This window comes from Pedobacter sp. FW305-3-2-15-E-R2A2, assembly GCF_038446955.1.
In the GTDB taxonomy this organism is placed as follows: Bacteria; Bacteroidota; Bacteroidia; order Sphingobacteriales; family Sphingobacteriaceae; genus Pedobacter.
Genome location: NZ_CP151803.1, coordinates 813,731 through 840,097 on the forward strand (window position 1 = coordinate 813,731; position 26,367 = coordinate 840,097).

At 41.3% G+C, this 26,367-nt stretch carries 16 protein-coding genes; 13 read left to right on the top strand and 3 right to left on the bottom strand.

Annotation, left to right across the window (positions count from 1 at the left end; genetic code table 11):
* Positions 1–9: 9 nt before the first annotated feature.
* The 3 genes from AAFF35_RS03200 to AAFF35_RS03210 form a co-directional block, all read right to left on the bottom strand.
* Positions 10–3,105 (bottom strand): TonB-dependent receptor, encoded by a 3,096-nt coding sequence (locus tag AAFF35_RS03200; RefSeq protein ID WP_342330949.1) that lies wholly within the window; start codon positions 3,103–3,105, stop codon positions 10–12.
* Positions 3,106–3,192: 87 nt separating this feature from the next.
* The gene (locus AAFF35_RS03205) at positions 3,193–4,236 is read right to left on the bottom strand and encodes a FecR family protein (RefSeq protein ID WP_342330951.1); all 1,044 of its coding nucleotides are present in this window, start codon (positions 4,234–4,236) and stop codon (positions 3,193–3,195) included.
* A 57-nt stretch (positions 4,237–4,293) separates the two neighbouring features.
* A complete protein-coding gene (locus AAFF35_RS03210) occupies positions 4,294–4,872 on the bottom strand; it encodes a sigma-70 family RNA polymerase sigma factor (protein WP_342330952.1) in 579 nt (192 codons plus the stop codon).
* A gap of 260 nt (positions 4,873–5,132) precedes the next feature.
* Between AAFF35_RS03210 and AAFF35_RS03215 the strand changes: the two genes are divergently transcribed.
* From AAFF35_RS03215 to AAFF35_RS03275, 13 genes are all read left to right on the top strand, one after another.
* A complete protein-coding gene (locus AAFF35_RS03215; RefSeq protein WP_342330954.1) occupies positions 5,133–8,222 on the top strand; it encodes a DUF6493 family protein in 3,090 nt (1,029 codons plus the stop codon).
* Positions 8,223–8,228: 6 nt separating this feature from the next.
* Positions 8,229–9,557, top strand: a complete 1,329-nt coding sequence (locus tag AAFF35_RS03220) for an SWIM zinc finger family protein (protein WP_342330956.1) — start codon at positions 8,229–8,231, stop codon at positions 9,555–9,557.
* A gap of 208 nt (positions 9,558–9,765) precedes the next feature.
* Positions 9,766–12,198, top strand: coding sequence for a mechanosensitive ion channel domain-containing protein (locus AAFF35_RS03225; RefSeq protein ID WP_342330958.1), 2,433 nt, complete (start codon positions 9,766–9,768; stop codon positions 12,196–12,198).
* A gap of 124 nt (positions 12,199–12,322) precedes the next feature.
* Positions 12,323–12,577 carry a hypothetical protein gene (locus AAFF35_RS03230; RefSeq protein WP_074609128.1) on the top strand — a complete coding sequence of 85 codons (255 nt, stop codon included), beginning with the start codon at positions 12,323–12,325 and terminating at the stop codon, positions 12,575–12,577.
* A 610-nt stretch (positions 12,578–13,187) separates the two neighbouring features.
* Entirely contained in the window at positions 13,188–14,507 is a 1,320-nt protein-coding gene (locus AAFF35_RS03235) for a PAS domain-containing protein (RefSeq protein WP_342330962.1), read from the top strand.
* Positions 14,508–14,541: 34 nt separating this feature from the next.
* Positions 14,542–16,758 (top strand): PAS domain S-box protein, encoded by a 2,217-nt coding sequence (locus AAFF35_RS03240; protein ID WP_342330964.1) that lies wholly within the window; start codon positions 14,542–14,544, stop codon positions 16,756–16,758.
* A 71-nt stretch (positions 16,759–16,829) separates the two neighbouring features.
* Complete coding sequence (locus AAFF35_RS03245; protein ID WP_342330966.1) at positions 16,830–17,390, top strand: hypothetical protein; 561 nt, start codon at positions 16,830–16,832, stop codon at positions 17,388–17,390.
* A gap of 101 nt (positions 17,391–17,491) precedes the next feature.
* On the top strand, positions 17,492–19,279 hold the full coding sequence (locus tag AAFF35_RS03250; RefSeq protein WP_342330968.1) for a 7TM diverse intracellular signaling domain-containing protein: 1,788 nt from the start codon (positions 17,492–17,494) through the stop codon (positions 19,277–19,279).
* Between the two features lie 476 nt (positions 19,280–19,755).
* Entirely contained in the window at positions 19,756–20,484 is a 729-nt protein-coding gene (locus tag AAFF35_RS03255) for a CpsB/CapC family capsule biosynthesis tyrosine phosphatase (protein ID WP_342330970.1), read from the top strand.
* A gap of 101 nt (positions 20,485–20,585) precedes the next feature.
* Positions 20,586–21,392, top strand: coding sequence for a polysaccharide biosynthesis/export family protein (locus tag AAFF35_RS03260; RefSeq protein WP_342330971.1), 807 nt, complete (start codon positions 20,586–20,588; stop codon positions 21,390–21,392).
* A 35-nt stretch (positions 21,393–21,427) separates the two neighbouring features.
* A complete protein-coding gene (locus tag AAFF35_RS03265; protein ID WP_342330972.1) occupies positions 21,428–23,785 on the top strand; it encodes a polysaccharide biosynthesis tyrosine autokinase in 2,358 nt (785 codons plus the stop codon).
* 6 nt (positions 23,786–23,791) lie between these two features.
* Positions 23,792–25,339 carry an MATE family efflux transporter gene (locus tag AAFF35_RS03270; protein ID WP_342330974.1) on the top strand — a complete coding sequence of 516 codons (1,548 nt, stop codon included), beginning with the start codon at positions 23,792–23,794 and terminating at the stop codon, positions 25,337–25,339.
* A gap of 12 nt (positions 25,340–25,351) precedes the next feature.
* Entirely contained in the window at positions 25,352–26,359 is a 1,008-nt protein-coding gene (locus AAFF35_RS03275) for a nitroreductase family protein (RefSeq protein ID WP_342330975.1), read from the top strand.
* Positions 26,360–26,367: the final 8 nt, after the last annotated feature.

Here is a 26,367-nt window from a genome sequence, read left to right on the forward strand (position 1 = left end):
GGTTAATTTTTAAAAACTGACATTCAGACCTGCAGAAAAAGTACGCGGTCTTGGATAGTAAGCCCTGTCTATCCCTACATCAAGCGGATCTCCATCATTACCATCGCGCATTCCAACTTCCGGGTCATATCCGTCGTATTTTGTGAACGTGAGCAGGTTTTCGGCACCTAAATAAAAGCGGATCCTGCTGATTCCCAGTTTTTCCAGTGGTGATTTGGGTAGGGAATAACCGAGTTGCAGACTGTTGATGCGAAGGAAAGCACCACTTTGGATCCATCGGTTTGAAGGACGCATATTGTTGTTGGGATCCAGAATGTTTACCCTGGGCTCTGTATTGGTGGAACCCTCGCCAGTCCAGGATTTCAGCTTATCCGGCGCATAGTAATTGGAGATGCCTGAAGCATTACTGCTGTGTTTCCAGGCAGTATAGATTTGGTTGCCTCCACGTCCGTTGATGCCGATGGCCAGGTCTATGTTTTTGTAGAAGAAGTTGGCGGAAAAACCATAGGTATATTTTGCCCAGGGACTCCCGATATAGGTCTGGTCTTTATCATCCACTATCCCATCGCCGTTAAGGTCTTTAAAACGAATATCGCCAGGTGCTGCACCCGGTTGTTTTGCTGCCTGGTTAATTTGTTGCTGATTTTGAAAAATGCCATCGGTTACGTAACCATAAAATGAACCGATTGGATGTCCTACTGCTGTTTTACTGACATCCACACCACTGCTGATCTCTCCGGCATAAAAGGCAGCTCCATCGTTGGTCAGACTGGTGACCTCGTTATGGTTAAGTGCAAAATTGGCGGACAATTCATAACTGAAATCACGGCTTTTATCGCTGCGGTAACCCATCGTGAATTCAAAACCCTTGTTCAGCACGTTTCCTCCGTTTACAAAAGGCGCTTCCCTAACACCTACAGAGGCAAGGATGGGCAACTGGATCAATATTCCGGTCGTGACACGGTGATAATAATCTGCGGCAAAAGTAATGCGGTTCTCAAACAGGGAGGCGTCAATCCCGAAGTCCGTTTCCTCCGTACTTTCCCATTTCAGGTCGGGGTTTCCAATGCTGGATGGAGTGGCACCAAGGTGTATCACTTGTCCATTGCCTGCACCAAATGGATAAGGGATGTTTACTTTCAGGGTAGACACTGTGGCACTGGTAGATAAAGAACCTGCATTTCCAAGTGCACCCCATCCGCCACGCAGTTTGAGGTCATTCAGAAAGCTAATGTTTTTTAGGAAAGGCTCATTAGACAAACGCCATCCGAGGGAGAAAGAAGGGAAGGTTCCAAAGCGGTTATTGGCACCGAACTTTGAGGAACCATCCCTGCGAAGATTCACTGTAGCCAGGTAGGTGTTTTTATAATCATAATTTAACCGGCCATAATAGGATACCATACCCCATTCATCACCGCCACCACCAACTGACATCCCGGAAGAAGCAAGATCAAGATATTGAAGAGAAGGGGTAATGGAAGCATCTGCGGGTAAATTTTGACCATAGGCGCGAATAAAAGATTCGAAAGAATGCTGACCAGTGAAGCCAAGCAAACCCTCAATACGGTGATCTCCGAAAGTACGGTTATAGTTAAGGGTATTTTCCCAGGCCCATTGCGTATGATTCGAAGCTGTTTCCTCCAGGCTGCTCACATCTTCCTTCTGAGAATTGCTGACGAAATAAACGGGGGTATAAGACCGTGACCGACCATTGCCTACGGTGATGTTAAACTGGGATTTGAAATTCAGGCCCTTAAAAAGATCTGCCTGCCCATATACGGAACCGGCCAGTTGCCAATCCTTTTCCAGGTGTTGTATGTTTTCTACCGCAGCTACAGGGTTGTAGGTGTTCGCAAAAGGAGAAACGCCATAACTTCCGTCAGGATTTTTTACCGGAACAGTGGGCGACATTTGCAGGGCAGTGGCGATGATCCCCCTCGAGTCGCTGTTATAGTCGGATACATTGTTTTGAGTCGTATAGGCATAATTGAAATTCTCGCCGAACTTTAACCATTTTTTCATTTGATGTGCAGAATTGAGAGAGAAGCCCAGTTTGCTGTAATCTGTTCCGATCAGCATCCCTTTCTGTTTTAAATAACTTCCGCTTAAGCGATAAACATCCCCATCCTTACCACCGGATAAGGCCATGCCGTACTTGTTGATTGGTGCGTTTCGGAAAATCGCATGCTGCCAGTCTGTTCCCTTTCCATAGCTTGAAGGATCTTGGAAAGCAGGCTTTTGTCCGCCGGCTACCAATGCCTGGTTGTAATATTTTGCATAGGTTGCAGCATCGGTTAATTCCAGTTTTTTATATAAGGTTTGAATTCCGGTAAAAACATTCAGGTCTGTTTTTATGGCACCGTTGCTTCCTTTTTTTGTCGTGACCAATACCACACCATTGGCTCCTCTGGAGCCGTAGATGGCTGCTGCGGATGCACTTTTGAGGATTTCGATAGATTTGATGTCTTGTGGATCCAGGTTGTTAATGTTGCTGAAGGGGTTGCCATCCACTACATAAAGTGGCTCACTGTTGTTGATGGTTCCTACACCGCGGACGCGGATCATCATTCCTGCCCCCGGAGTTCCGGAATTATTGGAAACACTCAAACCTGCTACTTTGCCGGTCAGCGCCTGGTCAAGGCTTCCTATAGAGCGGTTTTCAATCTGATCGCCGGAAATGGAACCTACAGAACCGGTAATGTCTCTTTTGGCCTGACTGCCATAGCCAACCACAACGATCTCGTTGAGCTGCTCGTTATTTCCTTCCAATCGGACAAGGATAGAATTGGTTTCTCCGGGTTTGATCACAAAGTTATGTTCTGTGTATTTCTGGAAACCTACGGAGGAAAAGATAATGTCGTAACTGGCACCTGTTTTCAGTCCGCTCAGCTGGAATTTTCCTTTGTCGTTGGTGATGGTGTTCGATGTTTTCTGTATGCCATTTGTGCTGGCGACCACCGTAACACCGGGCAGGATTTTTCCCTTGGTATCTGTGACCATCCCATTAAGTTGTCCATCGTTTTGTTGCGCCCTGATCGTTACTGCCGTTAAGAGCAGCAAACAGATCAAGAGCAGTTTAGTGATAAAAAATTGTGTTGGTTTCATTTTTATGCATTTGTTTGTTTAAAAATCTGGGGCATAGCTCTCCTTTACCGCAAGCCTTGTGGTGTGCAGATCTGGTGGCTGGGCGAATTAATTTCTTGGTTTTCTGATCGTAATTTGGTTGTTCTGTTCCGTAAATTCCAGTCCGTTCATCGTACATAGGATATTCAGAATATCTTTCAGTTCGTCGGATGGAAGCACTTTTCCGGTGAAGGAAAGTCCCTTTAGCTCCTCTGGGTTATAGTGGATGCGGATGTGGTAATGCTTTTCCAGACCATTGAGTACCAGGGCCAGTTTCTCTTGTCTAAATTCAAGGGTTGAAAGTGGAAGTTGTACCGAGCTGGCAGGGCTAGCTGGTGTTTGTTTTTTGCTGAGCGTTAACAAGCCGTTTGTATGGTTAACCTGCAGCTGCTCTCCTGGTTTAAGGTAAGTGTCTTTCATTTTGAATTTCCCATGTTCAGCAGCATGCACTACTACCCGGCCATCGATCAGTTTTACTATCACATGGTTTTTTCTATGGGTACTCACTTTAAATCTCGTTCCCAATGCGGTGGTTACCACCTGACCTGCATAGACTGAAAAAGGATGGGACGGATCTTTGGCGACTTTAAAATCTGCTTTTCCATCGAGCTGGATTTTTCTGGTTTTTGTTCCGTAATCCGCAGCATGCTGCATGCTGCTGTTTGGAGAAAGTAGAACGATGGAGCCATCTGGAAGGACAATCCGGATATCCTTTTGCTGATGGTTCGCATAATATTTTCCTTCCACCTGTTTGCGGAGACTCAGCACAGGTTTTAATTCAGGCTGAACTTGCTGATGACGGTACATCGCAAAAATGGCAGCAAAAGCAATCAATAATAAACAGGCAGCCCATTTTAAGAGCGGACGAAGACGGAACTTAGGTGTCTCTTTAGGGTTGATCTTCAATTGAAGTGCTTTTAGAATCCTGAAGGAGGATGCAGGATCGATTTTTTGGGAGACGATTCCTGAAGTCAGCATGGCTTCATAATCTGTTTTTAGCTGTTGCTGAAGCTCAGGCTCTTTTTCTGAAAGTGATGTATTCAGGTTATTGATGCCTTGCTGATCCAGCTCTGCTTTCCAAAATTTTTCTATAGTGTCCTTTATATCTGCCATCTGATATAAATACGCGGGATCTTTATTTTGGGGGTGCCTGCAGGTGTTATGGAATTATTAATAAAGTGTTAAAATTACAGCGAGGCCTATGGCTTGGTTTAAATGAGTTTTTGAAAGCACATATTCCCTGATGAATCTTTTTGAATGTTTAAGGTAATCCTTGACAGATGCGGTAGAGAGACCGAGGATTTTTGCCACCTCTTCCTGTGATTTTCCTTCAAAATGACAAAGCCTGAATACTTTTTGCCGTTGAGGGGGTAAGGCAATTACTGCTTCTTCCAGAATTTTTAACTGCGACTCATAGACGGCCTCGTTCAGAAAGATTTCTTCAGAAATGTCATCGTAAGCGTCATAGTTTTCTATATAATCTACGGCTTCTTTAACTTTTTTTCTAAGTATGCTCAGTGATTTGTTATAACTCACAATAAACAACCAGCCGCTTACTGATTTCTGTATGTCGATTTTCATTCTGTTTTCCCAGAGGGAGAAAAAGACATCTTGTAAAATATCTTCGGCGATGGCTTCAGATTTTATGAGTTTGAAGATGTTGGCATAGATGACTTGATGATACTGGTCGTATATACGGTCAAAAACCAGGGTATCCTCTTGAATGTCGCCGATAAATAAACTGCTCATAAAAATATCTTCGTTTAGAACTCTGGTGTAAAGCACGATCTGGGGCCAAATGTAGGGTCTTCGTATTAAGAAGAGGTTAAGTCCTGAGGTTATTATTCTGAATGTAAAATCGAAGTTGGTTTTTTTTAAAATAATAGCTTAATTGCATCTTTAGGCAAATATTCATCAATATGATGAAATTTTTACTTCAAGGATTAATGTAAAGGAAATTCGGCGTAGAAAATTACGGATTTCTTAACAAATAGCTATAGAGAAAAGGCATGAAAAAACACCTTAAATATATTGATGGTACGTCTGATAAATTCTGGCAGATTGAGGTTACAGAAGCTGCTTACACGGTTGTTTATGGAAGAAACGGGACAAGCGGAACCGCTCAAACAAAATCATTTAGCAGTAATGAGGAGTGCTTAAAAGCAGCGGAAAAATTACTAAATGAAAAAGTAAAGAAAGGGTATTCGGAGGATGGAGAAGTGTTAATTAGTAATCCTGCCTCCAAATCTGCGAAAAGCTCCGGGACGAATATACAGGAGGTACTGAATGCTTATGACGCTATTATTTTATCTAAAGATATAAAAACACTGTTGCCTTTTTTGAAGGACAATGCCAAAGGAAACCTGGAGGCTTTAAAAAAGCACATCAGGAAAGCCAGGCGGTATTGGATGGATTTCGTAGACCTGACCAATGAGCGTCAGTATAGAAGAGACAATTCTCAATGGGGAACCAGGGGCGAGCAAAGACAATTTGATATCATTACCCTGAGTGCCATTGCGCTGTTCAATAAGACGGATATTACTTCATGGGATCAGGCTGTTGAGCTATTGAAAAGAGTGGAAGAACCCATGATTTTAGAGGTGCTACAGTGGGCAAAGCCGGACTGGATCGCTGGCTTTTTATTGGATAAGGCAAAAAAAGACAGTTGGAGAAGGTTCGACTATAAGGCATTGCGTTTTATGGAAGGTCAGTCTCTGATCAGCTATGAGCCTGAACTGTACGCATTAAGTCTTGGATCTTTTAGTGAATGGGCTGCGAAAATCAAAGCAAGGGAGTTTATCAGTTTTGTACTAAATGACCAGTTGGCTTACGAACGTGATGTGCCGGAGCTGTTCAATTATCAAACAGAACTTCAGGATGGGTATTTCAGAGAGAACGATACGGAGGCTTATGATGCACACCGGACCTGGGAAATCATTTTCAATTCTTTATTGGCAGCTGGTAAACTAGACCGGAGTTATTATATAGAGCAGATCATCCTAATCCAGACCAAGGACTGGAACAATACCCTCAAATCTTTTTTCCGCAAAAGGCTGACGGATTTAAATCCTACCGCAGATGAACTGCTGCCTTATCAGGAAAATATTTTTGCGGCGCTGCAGTATGCGTATGCACCTGTAGTGAATTTTGCGATGGACCTGGTGAAGAAAATATATGAAGATAAGGGGTTCAGTGTGAGTTCTTTTCTGGATTGGCTGGAGCCAGTCATGATGGCGAGCGACAATAAGACGGCGATTAAAAGTGCTTTTCCAATTTTAGAGAAACTGAATAAACAGTATCCTAAATTCAATAAAAGAATCACGGCATTATTAGCCGATGTTTATGTGGTGCCGGATTTGAACTTGCAGGAAAGGGCAACTAAACTGCTCTTGAAAATAGCGGATGAAAAGAATGCTGAGTTGAGCGAAAAGCTATCTTCTTATACTGCCTTGATGCAGGGGAGTGTAAGAACGAGCCTAAGTTCGTTGCTAACTGAAGAGACGGTCGGGGCGGGTTCGGAAGAAAGAGAAGTCTATCATTATGAGCCTAAAAAGGAAAAGGTATTGTTGCAGGAGATAGAGCTGCCCAAGGACTGGAACGATATTGTGTTTTTATTTGGGAAGTTTATTGCTTCTGATGAAATCGCAGATGGAGAGATTTTGCTAAACACCTTTATTACTCAAAGACATTTATTTCCAAAAGATTATTCAGAGCAGCTACAGCCTTATGGAAAACAGTTGCAAAAGAAATATTTTGAAAGTGTCTACAAAAATTACGTCAGTGCTTTCCTGCAGCAGAAGATTGAAGATTACGATAGGGTTTTTAAAATTGAAGACCGGCCTTATCAATCGATAAAAACCTTATTGTTAATCAGACCCCTTCTGCATGCCGTGCAAAATAGGATGACTGCAGAGAAACCTTTACCGATGTTGTCGTTTCCTTCGCACCTTCCGCATTGGGTGGCACCTAAAGTTTTATTGGAAAGACTGATTGCTTACCAACAAGAAGGAGCCGAAATTAACAAGCTGGACCTGAGCATTGCCATTAGCAGGATGCCACGGGAAAATGTAGAAGAGGCGATGCCTTTATTAGAGCAATTGAATCCTGAATTAAAAGGTCTAATGGCATTTTGTTTGGGGAAAACCAAAGAGATGACCTTTAAGAATGGTTCAGTCTTGACTAAGCTGTTGTCTAAAATAAATGTGACCACTGATGATCAGCTCAAAGCAATATGGGCGGTAGCAGCCAGAACCTATTATCCTGATGATACCTTTCCGGAGTTTGAAGAAACGTATCTGAAGGAGATTCCATTCGTAGTTTCTCCATTTAGCCCGGTCATTTCCTTTGAAGAGCGTTGGAATGAATTTATGAATTATCGGACGAAACAAAATGAACGTTCTCCTTCCTGGTATGAGCTGACTTTCCATATTCCGGGATATAAAAATATGCCGGATTATTTTCTATATGGTTTAGACCTGTTTGGTAGAAAAAACCGTTGGGAATACATGATGGATGTTGAGGGAAATGTCTATTACTGGGATAGTCTGATGCCGCAAAATTCGGCTGCATTGGCCTATTTTTTATTGCGTTCTTCCTGCACCATTTCCAGTAATGGAGGACGGGAATTGAAGGGCTTTTTAACTTTAGTGAACCGGTCAGGATTTGTATTTTCTGATCTGACCATGCTTGTATTTGCATGTACGTTTTTTCAGGAGAAAAAAGATATCCGTCTGATGTCTGCTGAAGTACTGATTAACCTTGTTGAAATGCGCGCCATTGATCTTGCCTTGCTGTCCGAAAAGCTGGCTTACCTGTCTAATAATAAATATGGACCTTTTTTAAGATTGGTAGAAAGTATAAGTATGCTGAAAGACATCTCTCCATTACACAATTCTGCATTTTTACAGTTGATGGAAGGGATCTTTAAAGGGATGGAGGTGGAGGAAAAGCTGCCGGTTAACTTTAAAAAGATAGTGGAACATTATGTGGATGTTCTTTATAAAACAAAAGAAAAGCCTTCGGCAGATGCAGTTACTTTGTTTGATAAACTGAAAGACAATGCGGCATTGAAAGCCTTGGTAAAGCAAATTTTAAAATAGACGAGAATGACAGATTTACAATATCAGTATAGCGGTGTTTCCACTTATACAAAAGAAAAAGGAGTAAATAGCCTTGTTTTGGCACATCAAACAGAAATCGAGGCCGTAAATAATATTCCTTGCTTTTTTTGGGGTACACTAACCGATCCTTATGTGACGGCAAAATGCTGGAGTACGATTGCTAAGGTAGTTCGATCCAGTTTTGGACCTACACCGCCAAGTTTACGGGACCCGATTGTTTCGGCGGGGACAGAACGAATCCGGTTTGAAGGCTTCTCGTCTTGCAATGGGGTTTATGTAAGGCTGGACATGAAACCGGAATCTATAGATGGCGAATTTATTGCCAACGGTACGACCAATGTCGATTTTAATGACCCCATGCTGAATGCCTTGAACAGCATTCAAAAAAACGAAAAGGTAACATTAGCAGTGGGTCAACAGGATGTACAGGTGATGACGAGTAAGACGAAAGTAACGGAGAAGAAAGTCACCCTGCCTATGCGCTGGATTAAGGGATTAACGAGTGTGCAGTTATACCTGGCGGATATGGATCTGAAGTTTGAGTTGAATAAGATCCAGACGATACAGCTTTTTCAAACCTTACCAAAGGGAAGTGTAAAAGGCGATTTCTTTATCACAAAACGGGCGGGTAAGTTTATGTTCTCTACATTGATGACTGCCGATGGAGTACGCATTGGCGGCATACACAGGCTGCGCTTGCTGGATGGGGTTTTGGCGATATCGGAAAAGATTTTTGTTTACGAATCTGCGGATAAACAAACCTGTGCCATCGTATGCGAGTTTGGTAAAATGCAATTGCTGATGGCTTTTTCTCCGGATGCCTATAGGGGATTTTCGGGAGAAGGGAAGGCTTTGGAACATATGACAGAAAATGTGCCGGTAGAATGGGTATATGGACTGAATAGTTTACTGAAATCCAATGAGACTTTTGACCCTACTTTGCTGTCTATAGAACACGATATCGATTTTGGAACAATGGACCAGCTGACCTCAAGTTTATCTTCCATCGGCCTGTTGGGATATGATCTGATGGGACGGAGCCATTTTTACAGGCAATTGCCATTTAAAACGCAGCGCATCCTGAGCTTAAACCCGAGGTTAAAAAATGCAAAAAAGCTGGTGGATAATGAGGAGGTTCAGATTTTAAGAAATGAAGCAGGATATGTGGAAGCAAACGTAAAGGGGACAGGTGTGCAGCATAAAGTCGTGATGGACCACCAGGGAGACCGCTGTACCTGTGAATGGTTTACGGCATACCAGGGAAAACGAGGCATTTGTAAACACATGCTCGCGGTGAAAATGCTGATCCAATAAAAAGGTCTTCTCCAATATCACGATGATAAGTGTGTAAATTCTTTTTATAGCTCATGAGTTTATATACCAGATATAATAAATTGTTGCAATAGCTTATTGGATGCTACAGGGGAAAATATTGCTGCTTTTTCCGTAATATTGATTATCAATTCTTAGTCAAACTATGATCCTGAAAAAGATAAGCAGCTTTCTTTTATTTTGCGTTTGTATGTTTGGTGGTCTCAACCTACATGCTCAAAAGAAAGATACGCTAAAACAAGATCAGGTAAAAGACAGCTTGAAACAGGATTTTGTAGCAAGAATACATGCTTTTGCAAAGGTGTCTTCGAAAAAGAGTGCGGAAGAATTTGACGCGGATAAAGCAGCTATTGGCCAGATCAAAACATTTGATGAGATCAAGCGCACGATGCAAAAGGCAAAGATTTACCTCAAACGTAATCTCGATACGGCAGGACCTAAGCAGGAGTTGAAGGAGATAGAGCGGGATTTTGTCATTGCAGGTGATGGTGTTTTTACGAATACCGGCTCTGCACAAACTTTCCGGAATTTAACAACGACCTCCAAGATATTGGCCGAGCTGCTCAATATCGCAAACGCGAGAAAAGTAGTGTTGGATACCCGGCAACAGGACCTGAACAATTTTCGCTACCAACTGGATTCCTTATTGAGCGTACCTGCCTTATTTAAGTTTCCAAAAGATTCGACCACACTGATGAAGTACCTGCAGAAAATTCGGGTGGTGGCCTACGAAACAACTCCTGTAGATTCTGCGCTTAAACAGGCCAGCAATAACATTCAAACCTTACTTAATCAGGTCAATATGACCGTTTTTAAGCTGCAAAGCAGTTTAGATGAAATAGAGTCTTATCAGAAAGATATGGCTAAGCATACCTACAAAAGGGAATTTGATAACATTTGGGCTCCGCCTGCTTATTATCGTCCATTTGGAGAAATACTGGAATTTTCAAAAACGAAAGGATTGCTGACACTCAGCTTTTATGCGGAAAATAATACGGGTAAGTTAATCATGTTGGTTTTATTGATCGTCACTTCTTTTGTCTATTTGCGGTCACTCAAGAATATTTATATCGAAAACAAATTGCTGAAACCTGATTTCGACGGTCAGCTGGTACTCCGGTATCCGGCATTGTCGGCAATATTGATCGTGGTTAGCTTGTTTCAGTTCTTTTTTATATCACCTCCTTTTATATTAAATGTGATTTTCTGGGTGGCATCCTGCATTTCCCTGACCATCATTTTTAATAAATATGTGAATAAATACTGGATGCGGGTATGGCTGATAATGGTCGTGCTTTTTATCATCGCTGCAATTGTTAATCTGGTATTACAGGCATCGAGAATTGAACGTTGGTTTATGCTGATGATTTCGATACTTGGGTTTGTAGCAGGATTGATCACATTAATCAAAGGCCGCCGGGAAGAGCTGAGAGAAAAGTGGATCATCTGGTCCATCACTTTTATGGTTTTACTGGAATTCGCGGCCATACTTGCAAATGTGTTTGGGCGGCATAACCTCGCAAAAACATTGTTTATTAGTGGTTTCCTGAATGTGGTGATTGCTATTGTTTTTCTTTGGACGGTACGTCTGATCAACGAAGGTTTGTTTCTGGCTTTTAACGTGTATTCCGGACAAGACCGGAAACTCTTTTACCTCAACTTTGAGCGGGTGGGTAAAAAAGCCCCGATGCTATTTTATGTATTGCTTGTAATTGGCTGGATGGTATTGTTTGGTCGAAATTTCCCTGCATTTAACTACCTCTCTACACCACTTCAGAATTTTTTCAGTCAGGACCGAACCCTTGGTGGTTATACTTTTAGTATTTATAACCTGGTTCTGTTTCTTGCCATTATGCTTATTTCGGTAATTGTATCGAAAATTGTTTCCTTTTTTGCGTCTGATAGGCATTTGGTTTCCGGTAAAGACGACCAGCAGGAGCGGCAGGGTATAGGCAGTTGGCTGCTGCTCGTTCGTATTTCCATTCTCTGCATTGGGTTGTTTTTAGCCATTGCAGCTGCGGGAATCCCGGTAGACCGGATCACTATTGTTTTAGGAGCATTGGGCGTAGGGATTGGTTTTGGCTTGCAAACATTAGTGAACAACCTGGTGAGTGGGCTGATCATTGCATTTGAAAAACCAGTGAACGTAGGGGATATTGTTGAGATTGGAGGCCAGGGAGGAAAGATGAAATCCATTGGATTTCGAAGCAGTGTAGTTTCTAATTGGGATGGAGCGGATGTCGTGATGCCCAACGGCGATTTACTAAATTCTCATTTGATCAATTGGTCTCTTGGTGGAAACCGAAAACGAATGTCCATTATGATTGGCATTGCTTATGATTCGGACCTGGAAAAATGCAGACAAATCCTGATCGGTATTTTAGACAGTGATCAGCGGATCAATAAGAACCCTGGCCCGGTGGTTCAATTTGAACAGTTCAGCAATAGCGCTATTGATTTGCGTATCTACTTTTGGACAAAACATATCGCCGATATTGCTGCCACCAGAAGCGACCTGATCATGGCCATTGTGGACGCTTTTAAGACCAATGGTATTGTGATGCCATTCCCTCAGCAAGATATTTACCTTCATACTCCGGAAAAGACAGATCCGGAAAACTAATCTTTAAGCGAACAGTTCAATAGTTGCAGAACAGAACAATGGAAATAAAATGTTTGTCACAAATTTAATTATGAAAAACATTTTCCTGACCGATCTTGTTTAACCAGTTCCTAACTGAGTTATTATGCAAATTGAAGTAAAAGAACCCGGCACAGGCGCATTGTTGCGACTGGATGCAAAAACCGAGAACTATAAAGGGTTGCACGGAATGAGAATCAGATATCCAAATGGCGCTAGTTTTTTTATCGTTGCCAAATCCGGCGCCTGGCGTTCTGCAGATGACCATCACGTAGCCCCGGGCTTCTTAGCCAATATTGGTTTAGCATTAGAAGGACGAAAACTAAGTGAGCAGATTGTGGATCATGAGTATCATTCTTAAAAAACGGTTAATCCTGTATTGGCGAAATAACGGGTTACGCCGTAGCTTCCTTTTTTGAAAGGCAACAGGAATAACACCTTAACTATTTCTTTCCGCGAGCACTGCGTATTCAAAGTTCAGACTTACCAAAATACAGGTAAAAGCAACGGCAAATACAGCCGCTGGAAGAATCACGTCTGAAATTAACCCGTAAAGCGGAGCCGTAAGTGCCGTTAAAGGCCAAACAATACCTGCCTATTTAAGGCGGTTTTTGAGCACGCTTTTTTTGATCTTTTCCTTAAACTTCAGCACAAATTTTAAGTCTGAACCATTTGATAGATTTGCTGCAAATAAGTAATGCAAATCGCTTCCCATGCCTAACTAAGCCGGATACTGAAACTGATATTTTTGATGATCATTAAACTAATCTGCTTTTCAGGTGTTGTGTATTTGTATCATCACAACCTAACCTATTGAAAATCATGAAAGAGCTAAACACAGCGTACCAGGAAAGCAGTTCTTGTTTTTGAGCGGTAAAAAAAAATCTAAAATTCAGACGTATAAAATTATTTTTAGTGTTTAAATAATGCTACATTTCTTTAAACAGGATCAGAAGAGTATAAGCTAAACAATGGAAAATAATAGTTATTATAACTTATTTGAAAAATCCCCATTACCAATGTGGGTTTTTGACGTCAGTACGCTCTGTTTTCTTGACGTAAATACTGCTGCTGTAGTACATTATGGTTTTTCCAAAGATGAGTTTTTAGCAATGACTGTTACTGATCTGTTGGCTCCTGAGGATGTCCCTTTTGTTAAAAATAAAAATCCCCTGAGGCATGTTAAAAAGAACGGACAGTTGATCCATGTTGAAATAGAGAGTAATCAGATGGAATTTAAAGGGACGCTTGCCAGACTGGTATTGAGTCATGATATTACAGAAAGAATAGCACATCAAAAAGAGGTTTTAGAGAATGTGGAACGCTATGATATTGTATCCAAAGCTACCAGTGATGTGGTTTGGGACTATGATCTGACTACAAAGGTGGTCAGTTGGAATCAGGGAATCAATGGTGTTTTGAAATACCAAATCATGGACAATACAACAGATATTGACTGGTGGCGGGATCGGGTTCATCCCGAAGACCGGCAACGGGTATTGGCTGGATTTGACAAAAGTTTAATCGATGGGGGGAAAAGCTGGGAAGACAAGTATCGTTTCTTTTGTGGCGATGGGAGTTATAGATATATACAGGATAGGGGATACATCGGCCTGGACGAAAACGGTGTCGCCTATCGGATGATTGGAGCAATGCAGGACATCACCAGACAGATGGAAGAAGAGCACTGGTCAAAATTGCTCGAATCTGTCATCATTAATACCACTGATGGAGTTTTGATTACGGATGCCAATTGTGATGCCGGACCCTCTATTGTATATGTAAATGATGCTTTGATTGAAATGTCAGGTTATTCAAGAGCAGAATTGATTGGTGCCCGCCCCGATATTTTTCATGGTGCTGATCATGATCAGCAAGGTTTGGAAAAAATCCATCAGGCGATTAAAAAGAAGGAACCCTGCAATATTGAGCTCAGCAATTATACGAAAGAAGGCAGGTTATATGATGTCAGTATTAATATTTCACCGGTTAGCAATAGCTTGGGGGAGATTACACACTGGATTTCTATCAGAAGAGACATTACAGAGACCCGGGCTTATGTGAAAGCCATAGAAGAGCAGAATAAAAAAATGAGAAATATCGCCTGGCTGCAATCCCATAAGGTTCGGGTTCCATTGACCAGGATCATGTCGTTGGTGGAACTTCTTGCAAATTCAGATCCGAATAAGGAAACTCAGGTTTTACTGGAATATTTATCTAAATCCGCGGTTGAACTGGATGAAATAATTATCGATATCACGAACCATACCGGCAACTACAACGCAGATTAACCGCATATAGTAACTAAATAATATTGAAAAATCAATGACTATCATTTCTAAATCTTTTAAAAACATTATTGCTTTGACCCCGGTTCCGATGGCTATTGTAGATGCCGAAATGAGGTATCTGGCCGTTTCAGAAAAATGGATCAGCATGTATGACCTCCACGATAAAGAACTGATTGGGATATCGCATTATGAAGTGTTTCCGGAAATTGAAGAGGGCTGGAAAGAAATTCATGCGGCTTGCCTGAAAGGAACAGATGATCAATCTGGGGAGGATCGGTTTGAACGGATGGATGGCACGGTAATCTGGTTAAAATGGGAGCTGAAGCATTGGCTGGATGAGGAAGGGAATATCGGTGGCATGATGATGTATAATGAAGACATTACCAGGGAAACCCACATTGTGAGGAATGAAAAGCGGTTCCAGCTGTTCATGGATGAACTGCCGGGTTTATGCTGGATTACCAATAGTAACCATACCTTAAAATATGCCAATAAATGTTTTTTTGACACGCTTCATTTACCTGCAGAGGTAATTGGTAAAAGCCTGGAAGAGATTTTTGGACTGGATGTGGCACATACGGCAGTGCTAAATAATATTGATATCCTGCAATCTGGAAAAAATAAGGAGTTTCTTCAGACAGTGAGGGATAAAAACGGACATCCTCAGTATTATAAAACCTATAAATTTCCTTTTCATGGGCTGGGGTCCGAAGGAGATATGGTCGGTGCTGTTGCTTTCAATATCACTAAAAGTATGCTGCTCGAGGAAGAGCTGTATCAGAGCGAAACTCAGTTTAAACAGGCTTTTGAGCATTCTTTAATTGGAATGGCGCTGATCAGTCCTGAAGGAAAATGGAAAAGGGTAAATAAGAGCTTATGTCTTATTCTGGGGTATACGGAAGAAGAAATGAAGGAGCTGACGATTAGTGACCTTACGCATACTGAAGACCTTGAAGTGAGTCTGGAAATTCTGGAAGACCTGGCCGCCGGTAGAATTGGAGAAGTAAAGTATGAAAAACGATATATCCATAAAAATGGAAAACCAATATGGGTAATTATTGCTGCGACGATGCTTTACGACAGCTCGGGGATGCCGCTTCATTATGTTTCTCAAATTGAAGACATCACCAAAAGAAAAGAAATTGAAAATGACCTGGTCTTGAGTGAAAAAAAATACCGGACTATTTTTGAGAATGTGCAGGATGTATTTTATCAGACCGACCAGGAAGGAATCGTGACAGAGATCAGTCCCTCCATTGAAAAGCACTCCGGCTATTCGCGTACCGAGATCATTGGTATGCCGGTGGATATGTTCTATTACTACCAGCAAGATAGGGAGCGCATCATTGATCAGGTTCGCATTCACGGTTTTGTGATTGATTTTGAAGTGAGGTTAAAGACCAAAAATGAAGAGCTGCGTTATGCCTCTGTGAATGCCAGATTGATTATTGAAAAAGGGCAGATCGTTGGCACAGAGGGGAGCATGAGAGATGTCACCACAAGGAAGTTTCAGGAGAATGCACTTCTGGCCTTAAATACAGAGCTCACTGCATCAAATGAACAGAAAAATAAGCTTTTTTCTATTATAGGTCATGACCTCAGAAACCCGATATCGGGGAGTTTACAGCTGTTAGACCTGACACTTAATGATTTTGAATCCAGTTCTGCAGAGGAGGTGCATACGTATCTTTCTTTGATGAAAACAGAGCTGTCCAACGCCAATATACTTCTGGAAGACCTGCTGACCTGGGCGAGGTCGCAGTTTAATGCAGTGAGCTTTAACCCTATTGAGATTAAAAATCTCAGAGAATTAATTCGTAAAAGTATTCAGACTGTTTCTCCGATGGCCTTAAAAAAACAAATAGAAATTGTGGAGTACTTAAAGGGAGATCTTTTGGTTTATGCAGATATAGGAATGCTGGAAACAATTGTCCGGAACTTACTTTCTAATGCCATCAAATTCACTAATCCCGGAGGAACAGTGACGATTAAAGCACTGGGGACTGACAATGGAGTGATATTTTCAGTTAAAGATACCGGACTGGGAATTCCAAGTGATAAACTGAATGAACTGTTTAACAAAAATTCTAATTATACGACCTATGGTACTTCAGGAGAAAAAGGAACGGGGCTTGGTTTGAGTCTGTGTTATGACTTTGTATTGAAACACGGGGGAACATTATGGGTGGAAAGTGAAGAAGGTAATGGGGCTACCTTCTATTTCACGATCCCTGAACTGTCGAATGAGTAGTGTTATTATTAATAAAATTAAAGTATATTTGATTTAAGAAATTTAATTCCTTAATGTAAAATATTATTTCTATGAAAAATGCATTATTTTTCTCTCTTATCCTATTTTTGTTTTGCAATAGTGCAAGCGCTCAATTGCCGGTCAAAATTGTATTTGGCCAGATTTTTAACGATGATGGTACATTGGGGGCGTTCTCAGTGAAAAAATATGCTGCTTTGACGGACAGCTTAGACAAAAACTTAAAGCTAAACCCCAAAGACACGACAAGCCTGTTTTATCGTGCTGTAATTCACTTATTTTCAAACGATGTCTTAGCTAAACCTTATCAAAGACAGCAAGGGGCTTTAGAGAATCTTGTTCTAGCCAGAAACATGGCTGAAAGCGCAGTTTCTTTAAATATGAAGGATTTTAGATTGAAGGTCTTGCGTGCACAGATTTATAAAAATCTTGCTTATCGGTATACAGGGGACGAATCCTGGATGTTTAATAGTAAACAGATTGCGGCACGCAGCAAGGAGTTCAATAGTTACAAAGAAAAGGCAAATAAGTACTACGACGAACTCGCAGAAATTGATGCTGATCATGCTTATAGTTACCAGCAACTAAAAGTAACATCAGAATATAGATTGTAGAGATTAATGAAAACTGCTAAACTTAAACTTGCAATAAATGTTTTCTGTTTTTTTAATACAAAGGCTTAACTTTAGCATTAAAATCCTTCAGCCGAGTAATAATGCCCTCTTCTTTCAAAAAGTATTTATGCTGTTTATTGTGCTGTATCTCTTTTGCATTGAATGCACAGGATGTTCAGGTTTTAACAAACGACGCAGTCTTGCGGATCAAAAATTATGAAGTTTTACCGGACCGGCAGTATGATCTGAACAAAATTCTCACAGATCACACGCTTCCTTTTATAAAAAATGCTCATTTAAATACTTCACAGGCAGATTATTACTGGATAAGAATTCCTATCGATAATCCCTATCCGAATAACGAAAGCTACCGCATCTCCCTTTCACTACCACTTAACTATTCTTTGTACTTCTTTGACAGCAACCAGAAAAGATGGTTAAGCCGTACAGGCGGGCCGGCGGTAACAGACGGGCAGAGAGAAAGAGGGATCATACCCCTGATGTTGCAGGGCCAAACAAAAAATACACTCTATTTTAAGGTAAGCGTTGCTGAACTAAAGACTTATGGCTATGCCTTAAAGCCCGGAATTCTGTTAAATAAAGAAATTTCCTTTGCTGGCCAGGAGCAACTCATCTGGCTTTCCTGGCTCATTTGTATTGTGGTACTGCTTAGCTTTTCCTGCTATAATCTCTACATCTATTTTCATTTAAAGGACAAGATCTACATATATGGATTGTTGATGCAGGTCGGAGCCATCTTCTTTATTACCTCATTTAAGCATTTTTTTAACCTGTTGCTTCCGTTTTCGCTATACAATATGCGCCTGAATGCAGATGGCTCGATTTATTATTATAGTCTGAACACTTTCTTTTTACACCTCGGTGTTACCCTGATTTTATCTGGACTCATTCAGCTGAGCAGAGCTTACCTGAATACTAAAGTGCTGTTGCCAACATACGACAGGTTACTCAAATATTTGTTGTATGCTTATGTTGCATTTGCACTCATTCCTGCCGTCGTTACCATTTCCGGATTGTACTACCTGGATAGCCATACTTTGTTCTACGATAATATCTTCGTTCTGTTTATTGTAGGAGCCATCTTTTTAGCCAGTGTGACTGCTTATCGGAGAAAAATAAGAGCGGCAAAATATTTTTTACTCGCCAATACCATTCCCATGGTTTTGGCTGGAGGAATTGCTATATATTTCATTGTCAATTCTGCGCCTACTTATACGAATAATGCTTCTATTCTGCCGGAATTAGCGATCCTGTCGCAGATCCTTACTTTTGCTGTCGCACTGGTTGCAAGGCTGAGGTTGGTTAATGAAGAACTGAAATTAAAAGAACGGGAAGCTGAAAAACTCGAAACAGATATTGCATCTTCAAGACATAAAAGCCGGTTGATCGAGCAGGAAAATCAATTGATCATTACCAACATTGAGGAGGAAAAAAACAGAAACGATGTGCTACAGCAAAAACTGGAAGCCAACGAACGTGAATTGGTAGGTAATAGCTTGTATATTCATCAAAAAAACAAATTACTTGCAGACCTGAGATACCAGATCAAGGACATTGGCCAGCTTTACCCTAATGCGAAACACCCGGTTTTAAAAAGCATAGAAAGCGCTTTAAACGACAACCGGTACCTTGATTCTGAATGGGATAAATTTAAACTGCATTTTGAACAGGTACATCCGGACTTTTTTGAAAAGATTGGAGTGCTGCATCCCAATCTGACCAATAATGAAATGAGGCTATATGCCTATTTTCACATCAAGCTGTCTACTAAAGAAATTGCTGCGTTACTGAATATAGAACCAGCGAGTGTGCGACAGGCAAAAGCGAGATTAAATAAAAAGATGGGCAAGTCCCTGGTCAATTCATAACTCCTTATCACTCCCTACAGGCAGTTCAGCCCCTTTTTTCTTTTAGGCCTCAACTGATTTTTCTCTTCTTCTTGATACAACCAGCCAGAAAGGTTTTCAAAGGGTCGGTTTTCAAGCATAACGTGTAAGATATGCTTGATGTTGGGCATGAAGTGACTCATGTTTAAATGAATTGGAGCGTTAAAATAATCAGACTGTTAATGTGCTGTTAAATATGGTAAATTATTATTTAATTAAGATATTTTTAAACGGAATAAACTACATCCGTATTTCCGACGTTCTATACTTAACGAAGGAAATTTTATGGCCAATGCAGCTCAATTGTATCAGGAAGGTTACAGTTGTTGATCCCTATAATTGGGTATATTTCGTTAATCATAGGATAAAATTTTAAAATATAGCGCATGTAAACTGTCGCAATTGTATTTTTGTTAAAGCAAAATTAGCCGGTTACAAAATCCTTTAAAAATCTTATCATGTTTTCCTTTTTTAAGAAAAGAGCGCACGTCGACCATATGGAGTGGTTAGGAGTGGATATGCATTCCCATTTATTGCCCGGTATTGATGACGGGGCAACGGATACGCTACAATCTGTTGGTTTTATAAAAAAGTTGCATGAACTCGGCTTCCAAAAGTTGCTCTGTACCCCTCATATTTTTTCTGAACTCTATCCCAATACGCCGGATACGATACAGGCAGCATTAGACAGTACGCGTCTGGCCTTGAAAGCTGCTCAGGTCCAGGTGGAGATAGGGGCAGGAGCGGAGTACATGATCAATGATACGTTTAAGGTTTCAAATGATTTGGTGTCACTCCCAAAGAAACATGTGCTCATCGAAATGTCTTACCTTTCTGAAATGCCGAATATTGAACAGGTGATCTTTAACCTGCAGGTGAAGGGATATGTGGTAATTCTTGCCCATCCCGAGCGGTATAACTTTTATTTCGAGCGGCATCAGCGCTTTCACCGCTTCAAGGAAATGGGCGTATTGTTCCAGCTTAACCTCTTGTCGGTATGTGGATATTATGGAAAAGAGGTGAAGAAACTATCCGAATATCTGCTTCAAAAGAACTACTATGACCTGGCAGGTACTGACTTGCATCACGACAAACATTTGCAGGTATTGACGCAGGAAATACAAACCGGACGCCTTTTTAATAAAATTGGTCATGTTGATTTTAAGAACAAGGAGCTGTTTTTTTAATTAAATACCCATTTCTGGCTAGGTGTACTGAAATTTAAATCAATTAGTTTTGCTTTTACGGAATTCTGCTGGTTAGGCGGTTTTTTTAGAACGAAATTACTATGATTAAATTAATGTTAACAAAAAAATACCTGAATTTTTTAATTATTTTCTCTGTTTTTCTGTTAAGTTCCTGTTCTGTCACTAAAAAAGTTCCTTATTTTCAGGATATTGATGCAGACGGCAGGTCTTTGTTCGCTAAAACAGGTGAATTTAAAGAATTGACCATTCATTCGGATGATATTCTATCAATTTCTATTGTAACTATTGATGCAGCGACATCGATGCCAGTGAATCAGCTGGCAAGTCAGAGTGTAACTGCCGCAATTCAGTCTGCTAATCCGGCAGGACTTTCCTCAGCAAGTGGTTTCCTGGTCGATAAAAACGGGGAGATTGATATTTCTGTCGTAGGAAAGGTTAAAGTGGCTGGATTAACCACCTATGAAGCCAGAGAATTGATAAAAACCAAGGCATCTGTGGTTTACAGAGATCCAAACGTACAGGTTCGCTATGCGAATTTCAAGGTGACCGTGTTAGGGGAGGTTGCCAGACCCGCTTCTTATGTGCTGCCAAACGAAAAAGTAAGTGTTTTAGACGCACTGGGAATGGCGGGCGACCTCACCATTTTTGGAAAAAGAGAAAACATTTTACTCATCAGAGATATCGATGGCAAGAAGGAATTCGCCAGGCTGGATCTGAATTCCTCCCAGGTCTTTAACAGCCCTTTTTATTACCTGAAACAGAATGATGTGATCTATGTGGAGCCTAACAAAGGCAAAGCAGCCTCTTTAAATCAGGCAAGAACACAAACTTTCGCCGTTATTGGAACCGCCCTCTCAGTCTTGATCGTATTGTTCTCAAGGCTTTAACAAATAGTATCATGCTAACATCTATGCAATATTAAATGAAGAACACGATTTCAGAATATAAAACTGCACATGAGGATATCGAAGGACTGGATTTAAAGCAAATCTTGTCAAGAATCCTTGCAAATTGGTATTGGATTGCTTTATCAGTATTGGTCTGCCTGGCATGTGCGAATCTATATGTACGGTACAAAACGCCCAATTATAAAATTTCTGCCAGGGTATTGGTGAATGATGAGAAAAAGGGAGCAGGCTTATCTGGTGGTGGTGATCTTCTGGGTGATTTAGGGGGGCTTTTAGGTACAAAAAGCACCGTTGATAATGAAGCGGAAATCTTAAAAACAAGATATCTGATGGAACAGGTGGTGAAAGATATGAACCTCAACATCACCTATTACAGAAAGGGGACACTGAAAAAAGTAGAACTCTATGAATCTCCTTACCAGGTAAAAGTGGTTGCCGGTGCGGATACGATTAAAGCCACAGACGTGGAAGTCAGCTTTCTGAAAAATAATCAGGTTGCGGTAAGCGCCGATGGCATCGATACACTGGTCGCTTTGGACCGTTCTTTTACGATCCCTTTTGTTGGGGTGGTGCAGATCATTAAAGGAACGGCAGTCCCTGTTTTAGAGGAGAAATATGCTTTTAACATCATGTCTGTGGATTCTAAAGTGATTGCATTGATGGATGCCATTACAGTGGAAGTTAAAAATAAACAGGTGACCATCATCGACTTGAGCCTAACACATGCGATCCCTAAAAAAGGGGAAGACATCCTGAGTAAACTCATCGAAAAATATGTTCAGGCGAATCTGACAGATAAAAATGAGGTGGCCGATAGCACCGTGAAATTTATTCAAAACCGATTGGCTTATATTGGTGGAGAGCTGGGCGGCCTGGAAGGAAATATCCAGAATTTTAAGCAGGAAAATAACCTGGCGGATATGACTGAACAGTCTAAGTTGCTGGTACAGACCACCGGACAATATGTAAATGACCTGGGGAAAATAGAAACCCAGATCAGTATCCTTAAAAGTTTACAGGACTACCTGAAAGACGAGGGCAAGAATAAAAGAGTATTGCCAAGCTCACTCATTCCTGCGGATCTGGTTTTTAACGGGGCAGTAGAGAAATACAATTCCTTAACCCTGGAGCGGGCAAGACGCCTGATCGGGGTAACCGAAGCCAATCCGGGAATCCAGTTGATGGACAAAGAAATTGCCAATGCCAGAGCGGATATTGAATCCAATATTTCCACTACGCTGGATGGCTTTCTCATCACCAGAAACCGGATCAATGGTCAGATGAAAAAAGCCGAAGGACAGGTTCGCAATGTTCCAAAAGTGGAGCGAAACTATTTAAACCTGGCCAGACAACAACAGATTAAACAAGAGCTGTATATCTTTCTGATGCAGAAAAGTGAAGAGACCGCCATTTCTAAGACGTCTAATATTGCTAACTCCAAAACCATAGACCCCCCCAAGTCTGAAGTTAAGCCTTTTAGTCCGAAAAGAATGGTGGTCTATTTATTTGGTATGGTAGCCGGACTGGTGATTCCATTGGCATTGATGTATGTGAAAGACTTATTGAATGATAAGATTCAGACCAAAGAAGACATCATCAGAATTACTCAGGTGCCGATTATCGGAGAGATTAGTCATGACGAAGGAAACGACAATATGGTGGTGGCCAATAGTTCCAGATCTGCCATATCAGAACAGTTCAGGGCATTGCGTACCAACCTTTCTTTCTTCTTCAAGAATAGCGACGAGAAAGTGATTTTATTAACCAGCAGCATGTCTGGTGAAGGGAAGTCATTTGTGGCTATCAACCTTGGTCAGATTTTAGCACTTACAGGTAAGAAAGTCCTGTTGATGGAACTGGATTTACGTAAGCCCGGTCTTTCTGCCAAGCTGGAGATCTCAAACCCGATCGGTTTTACCAATTATGTGACCACTCCGGAATTGACCAGTAATGATATTGTGAAGCCATTGAAAATTCAGGAAAACCTGTTTGTGGTGAGTTCAGGTCCAATTCCTCCAAACCCTGCAGAATTGCTACTGAGCGAAAGAACAAAAACGCTGATGCAGGAATTGAAGCAGCAATTTGACTATATCATCATTGATGCACCACCGGTAGGGATCGTAACCGATGCCCAGCTGCTGGCTTCCTACGCAGATGTTTGTCTGTATCTGGTGCGTCAGAATTATACGTTAAAACAGCAATTGAATATTGTGGATGACCTGTCCGGAAGCCAGAAAATGAAAGGTTTAAGTATTGTAGTCAACGACATCAAAGCAACCAAAGGTTATGGTTATGGATACAGCTATGGCAATTACGATGTGACTGGTAAAGAGTTAGGGTTTTTTAGCAAACTGTTTAAAAGAAATAAATAATTTCAAATGAAATCAGCAAATAAGGTGGTTGTCAACACGGGCATATTATACGCCAGGATGTTAATAACAATGGGGATTTCGTTGTATTCCACGAGGCTGGTCTTAAATGCGTTAGGTTCGGTTGATTATGGGGTCTTTAACCTCGTTGCCGGAGTGATTGCCATGTTGTCTTTTTTAAATACGGCAATGGCCACCTCTACGCAAAGGTTTCTCTCTTTCTTCCAGGGGAAAAATGATTTGAACATGCAAAAACGTGTTTTTACCAATAGCCTGCTCCTGCACATCGGGATTGGTATACTGATTGTCGTCGTGCTTGAAGTTTCCGGGTTCTTTCTCTTTAATGGTTTTCTGAATATTCCGGTGGATAGAATCGGGGTGGCGAGGCTAATCTATCATTTTATGTCGGTCACGGTATTTTTTACCATTGTTGCAGTTCCTTTTACGGGCTCCCTGGTGGCGCACGAAAATATGCTCTGGGTAGCGGTGGTGAATGTGGTGGAGACGCTGTTGAAATTGGCGATTGCTTATCTGTTATATGTAGTGGCCCAGGATAAATTATCTGTTTATGGCTTACTTACTGCCGGAATAAGTATCGCGAGCTTCTTGCTTTATGCGGTGTATTGCTTTGGTAAATATGAAGACTGTACGCTGGAAGGGCTTTTTTCTGTAGATAAAAAAATGATGAAAGAGCTGACCTCCTTTGCGGGATGGAACTTATTCGGTTCTTTATGTGCGCTGGGAAGGGCACAGGGTTTAGCCATTTTGCTGAATGTCTTTTTTGGAACCGTAGTCAATGCAGCTTATGCCATCGCGAATCAGGTGGCGGCACAGTTGAACTTCTTTTCTTTAACCCTTTTGCGGGCGATCAATCCACAGATCATGAAAAGTGAAGGTGCGGAAAATCGGGAAAAGATGCTCCGTCTTTCTATGATTGGAAGTAAGTTCGGATTCTTCCTGCTTGCTTTTGCTGCGGTTCCCTGCATTTTTGAGATGAAAGCAATCCTTCATTTGTGGTTAAATAATGTACCTGAATATACCGCATCTTTTTGTTCGTTAATGTTGTGTGCGACCTTGATCAATCAGCTGACGATAGGCTTGCAGTCGGCAGTACAGGCAACGGGAAAAGTAAAGGTTTACCAGGCGGTAGTGGGCTCTGTTTTATTGCTGGCATTACCACTGGCCTATCTGTTGTTAAAGTTGGGGTATCCCGTTTATACCGTGTTTATAGGCTATTGTTTTATTGAGGTGATCGCCTGCATCCTACGTCTGTTTTTTTTAAGAAATATAGCCGGATTGTCCATTTCCCTATATTTTTCTAATGTGATTTTTAAAGTGGTCATTCCGCTTTGTCTGCTGATCCTTACCTGTTATTTAAGTGTGACCTATGTTCATTTCGGATGGAGGTTCGTCTTTACAGGTATCACTGGTGTTTTTGTCTTTGTGACCAGCATTTACCTCTTTGGCTTATGTGATGATGAAAAAGAAATCATTCATAAAATAACGAATCAGTTGATTCATAAACTGAACCGAAAGAAACAATTTAATCACGTGTAGTCTGTACCAAGTATGAAAAGTATTCTAAAAAAGATCGTTCCGAAATCTGCTAAAAGATTTTATCGGTCGAAGCAAACCCAGTTGTCGATTATCAAAGATTTCGTCTATGATTACCGGAAATTTAACAGGGAGTCTGCGTCGTTTAAATTGAGGAGTAAAGAGATGATGCAGGCGTACATCATAAAAGAATACCACGCCATAGAAAAAGGGCTGGCCCTGCTGGAGCCGCGTCCGGGATTTGGTGCAGCGCGAATTTCCGCTCTGGCCGATGTGGTGGAAGACTACATTAACTGTTATGGGATAGATTCGGTTACCTCTATCACGGCCTTTACCCTGAGGGAGTATCTAAATTTTGATGAGCCTTATAGCCAGATTCCGGCAGACTTATCCTGGAAACTGGAAAAGTTGTTGGCCAGGTGTGACGAATCTGCTCAAGGTAAAACTGGAGGAACCAAGATTATCCCAAAAACAGACATCACCGAAACACTGAATTTTGATTACAGTAGTTTCTTTAAATCCAGACACAGTGTCCGGGATTTTTCGGAAGAACCGGTGGATACACAGCTGATTTTAAATGCGATTGATACCGCAAGATATACGCCGTCGGTATGTAACCGTCAGGCATGGAAGGTTTATGTGATAGAGCATTCTAATGTGGAGTTAAAGAAAAGACTCCTGAATGTGCAGAATGGAAACAGGGGCTTTGGCGAACACATTAGTTCATTGATCGTCATCACCGGAAAGCTGTCTTCGTTTTTTGCCTATGAGCGAAACCAGGTTTTTATTGATGGAGGAATGATGGCGATGTCGATCGTGCTGGCGCTCCATGCCGAAGGGCTGGGGGTATGCTGTCTGAATACAAGTTATGCAGTGAAGCAGTACGAAGCTTTTAAAGCATCGATGCAAATGGATAGCGACTGTGTTCCGATCATGTTTTTGGCAGTAGGACATCTGAAAGATGATTTCAAGGTGGCCATTTCTGAGCGGAAGCCTTTGGCTGATATTGTTGAAGTGAGGTAATAGGATAT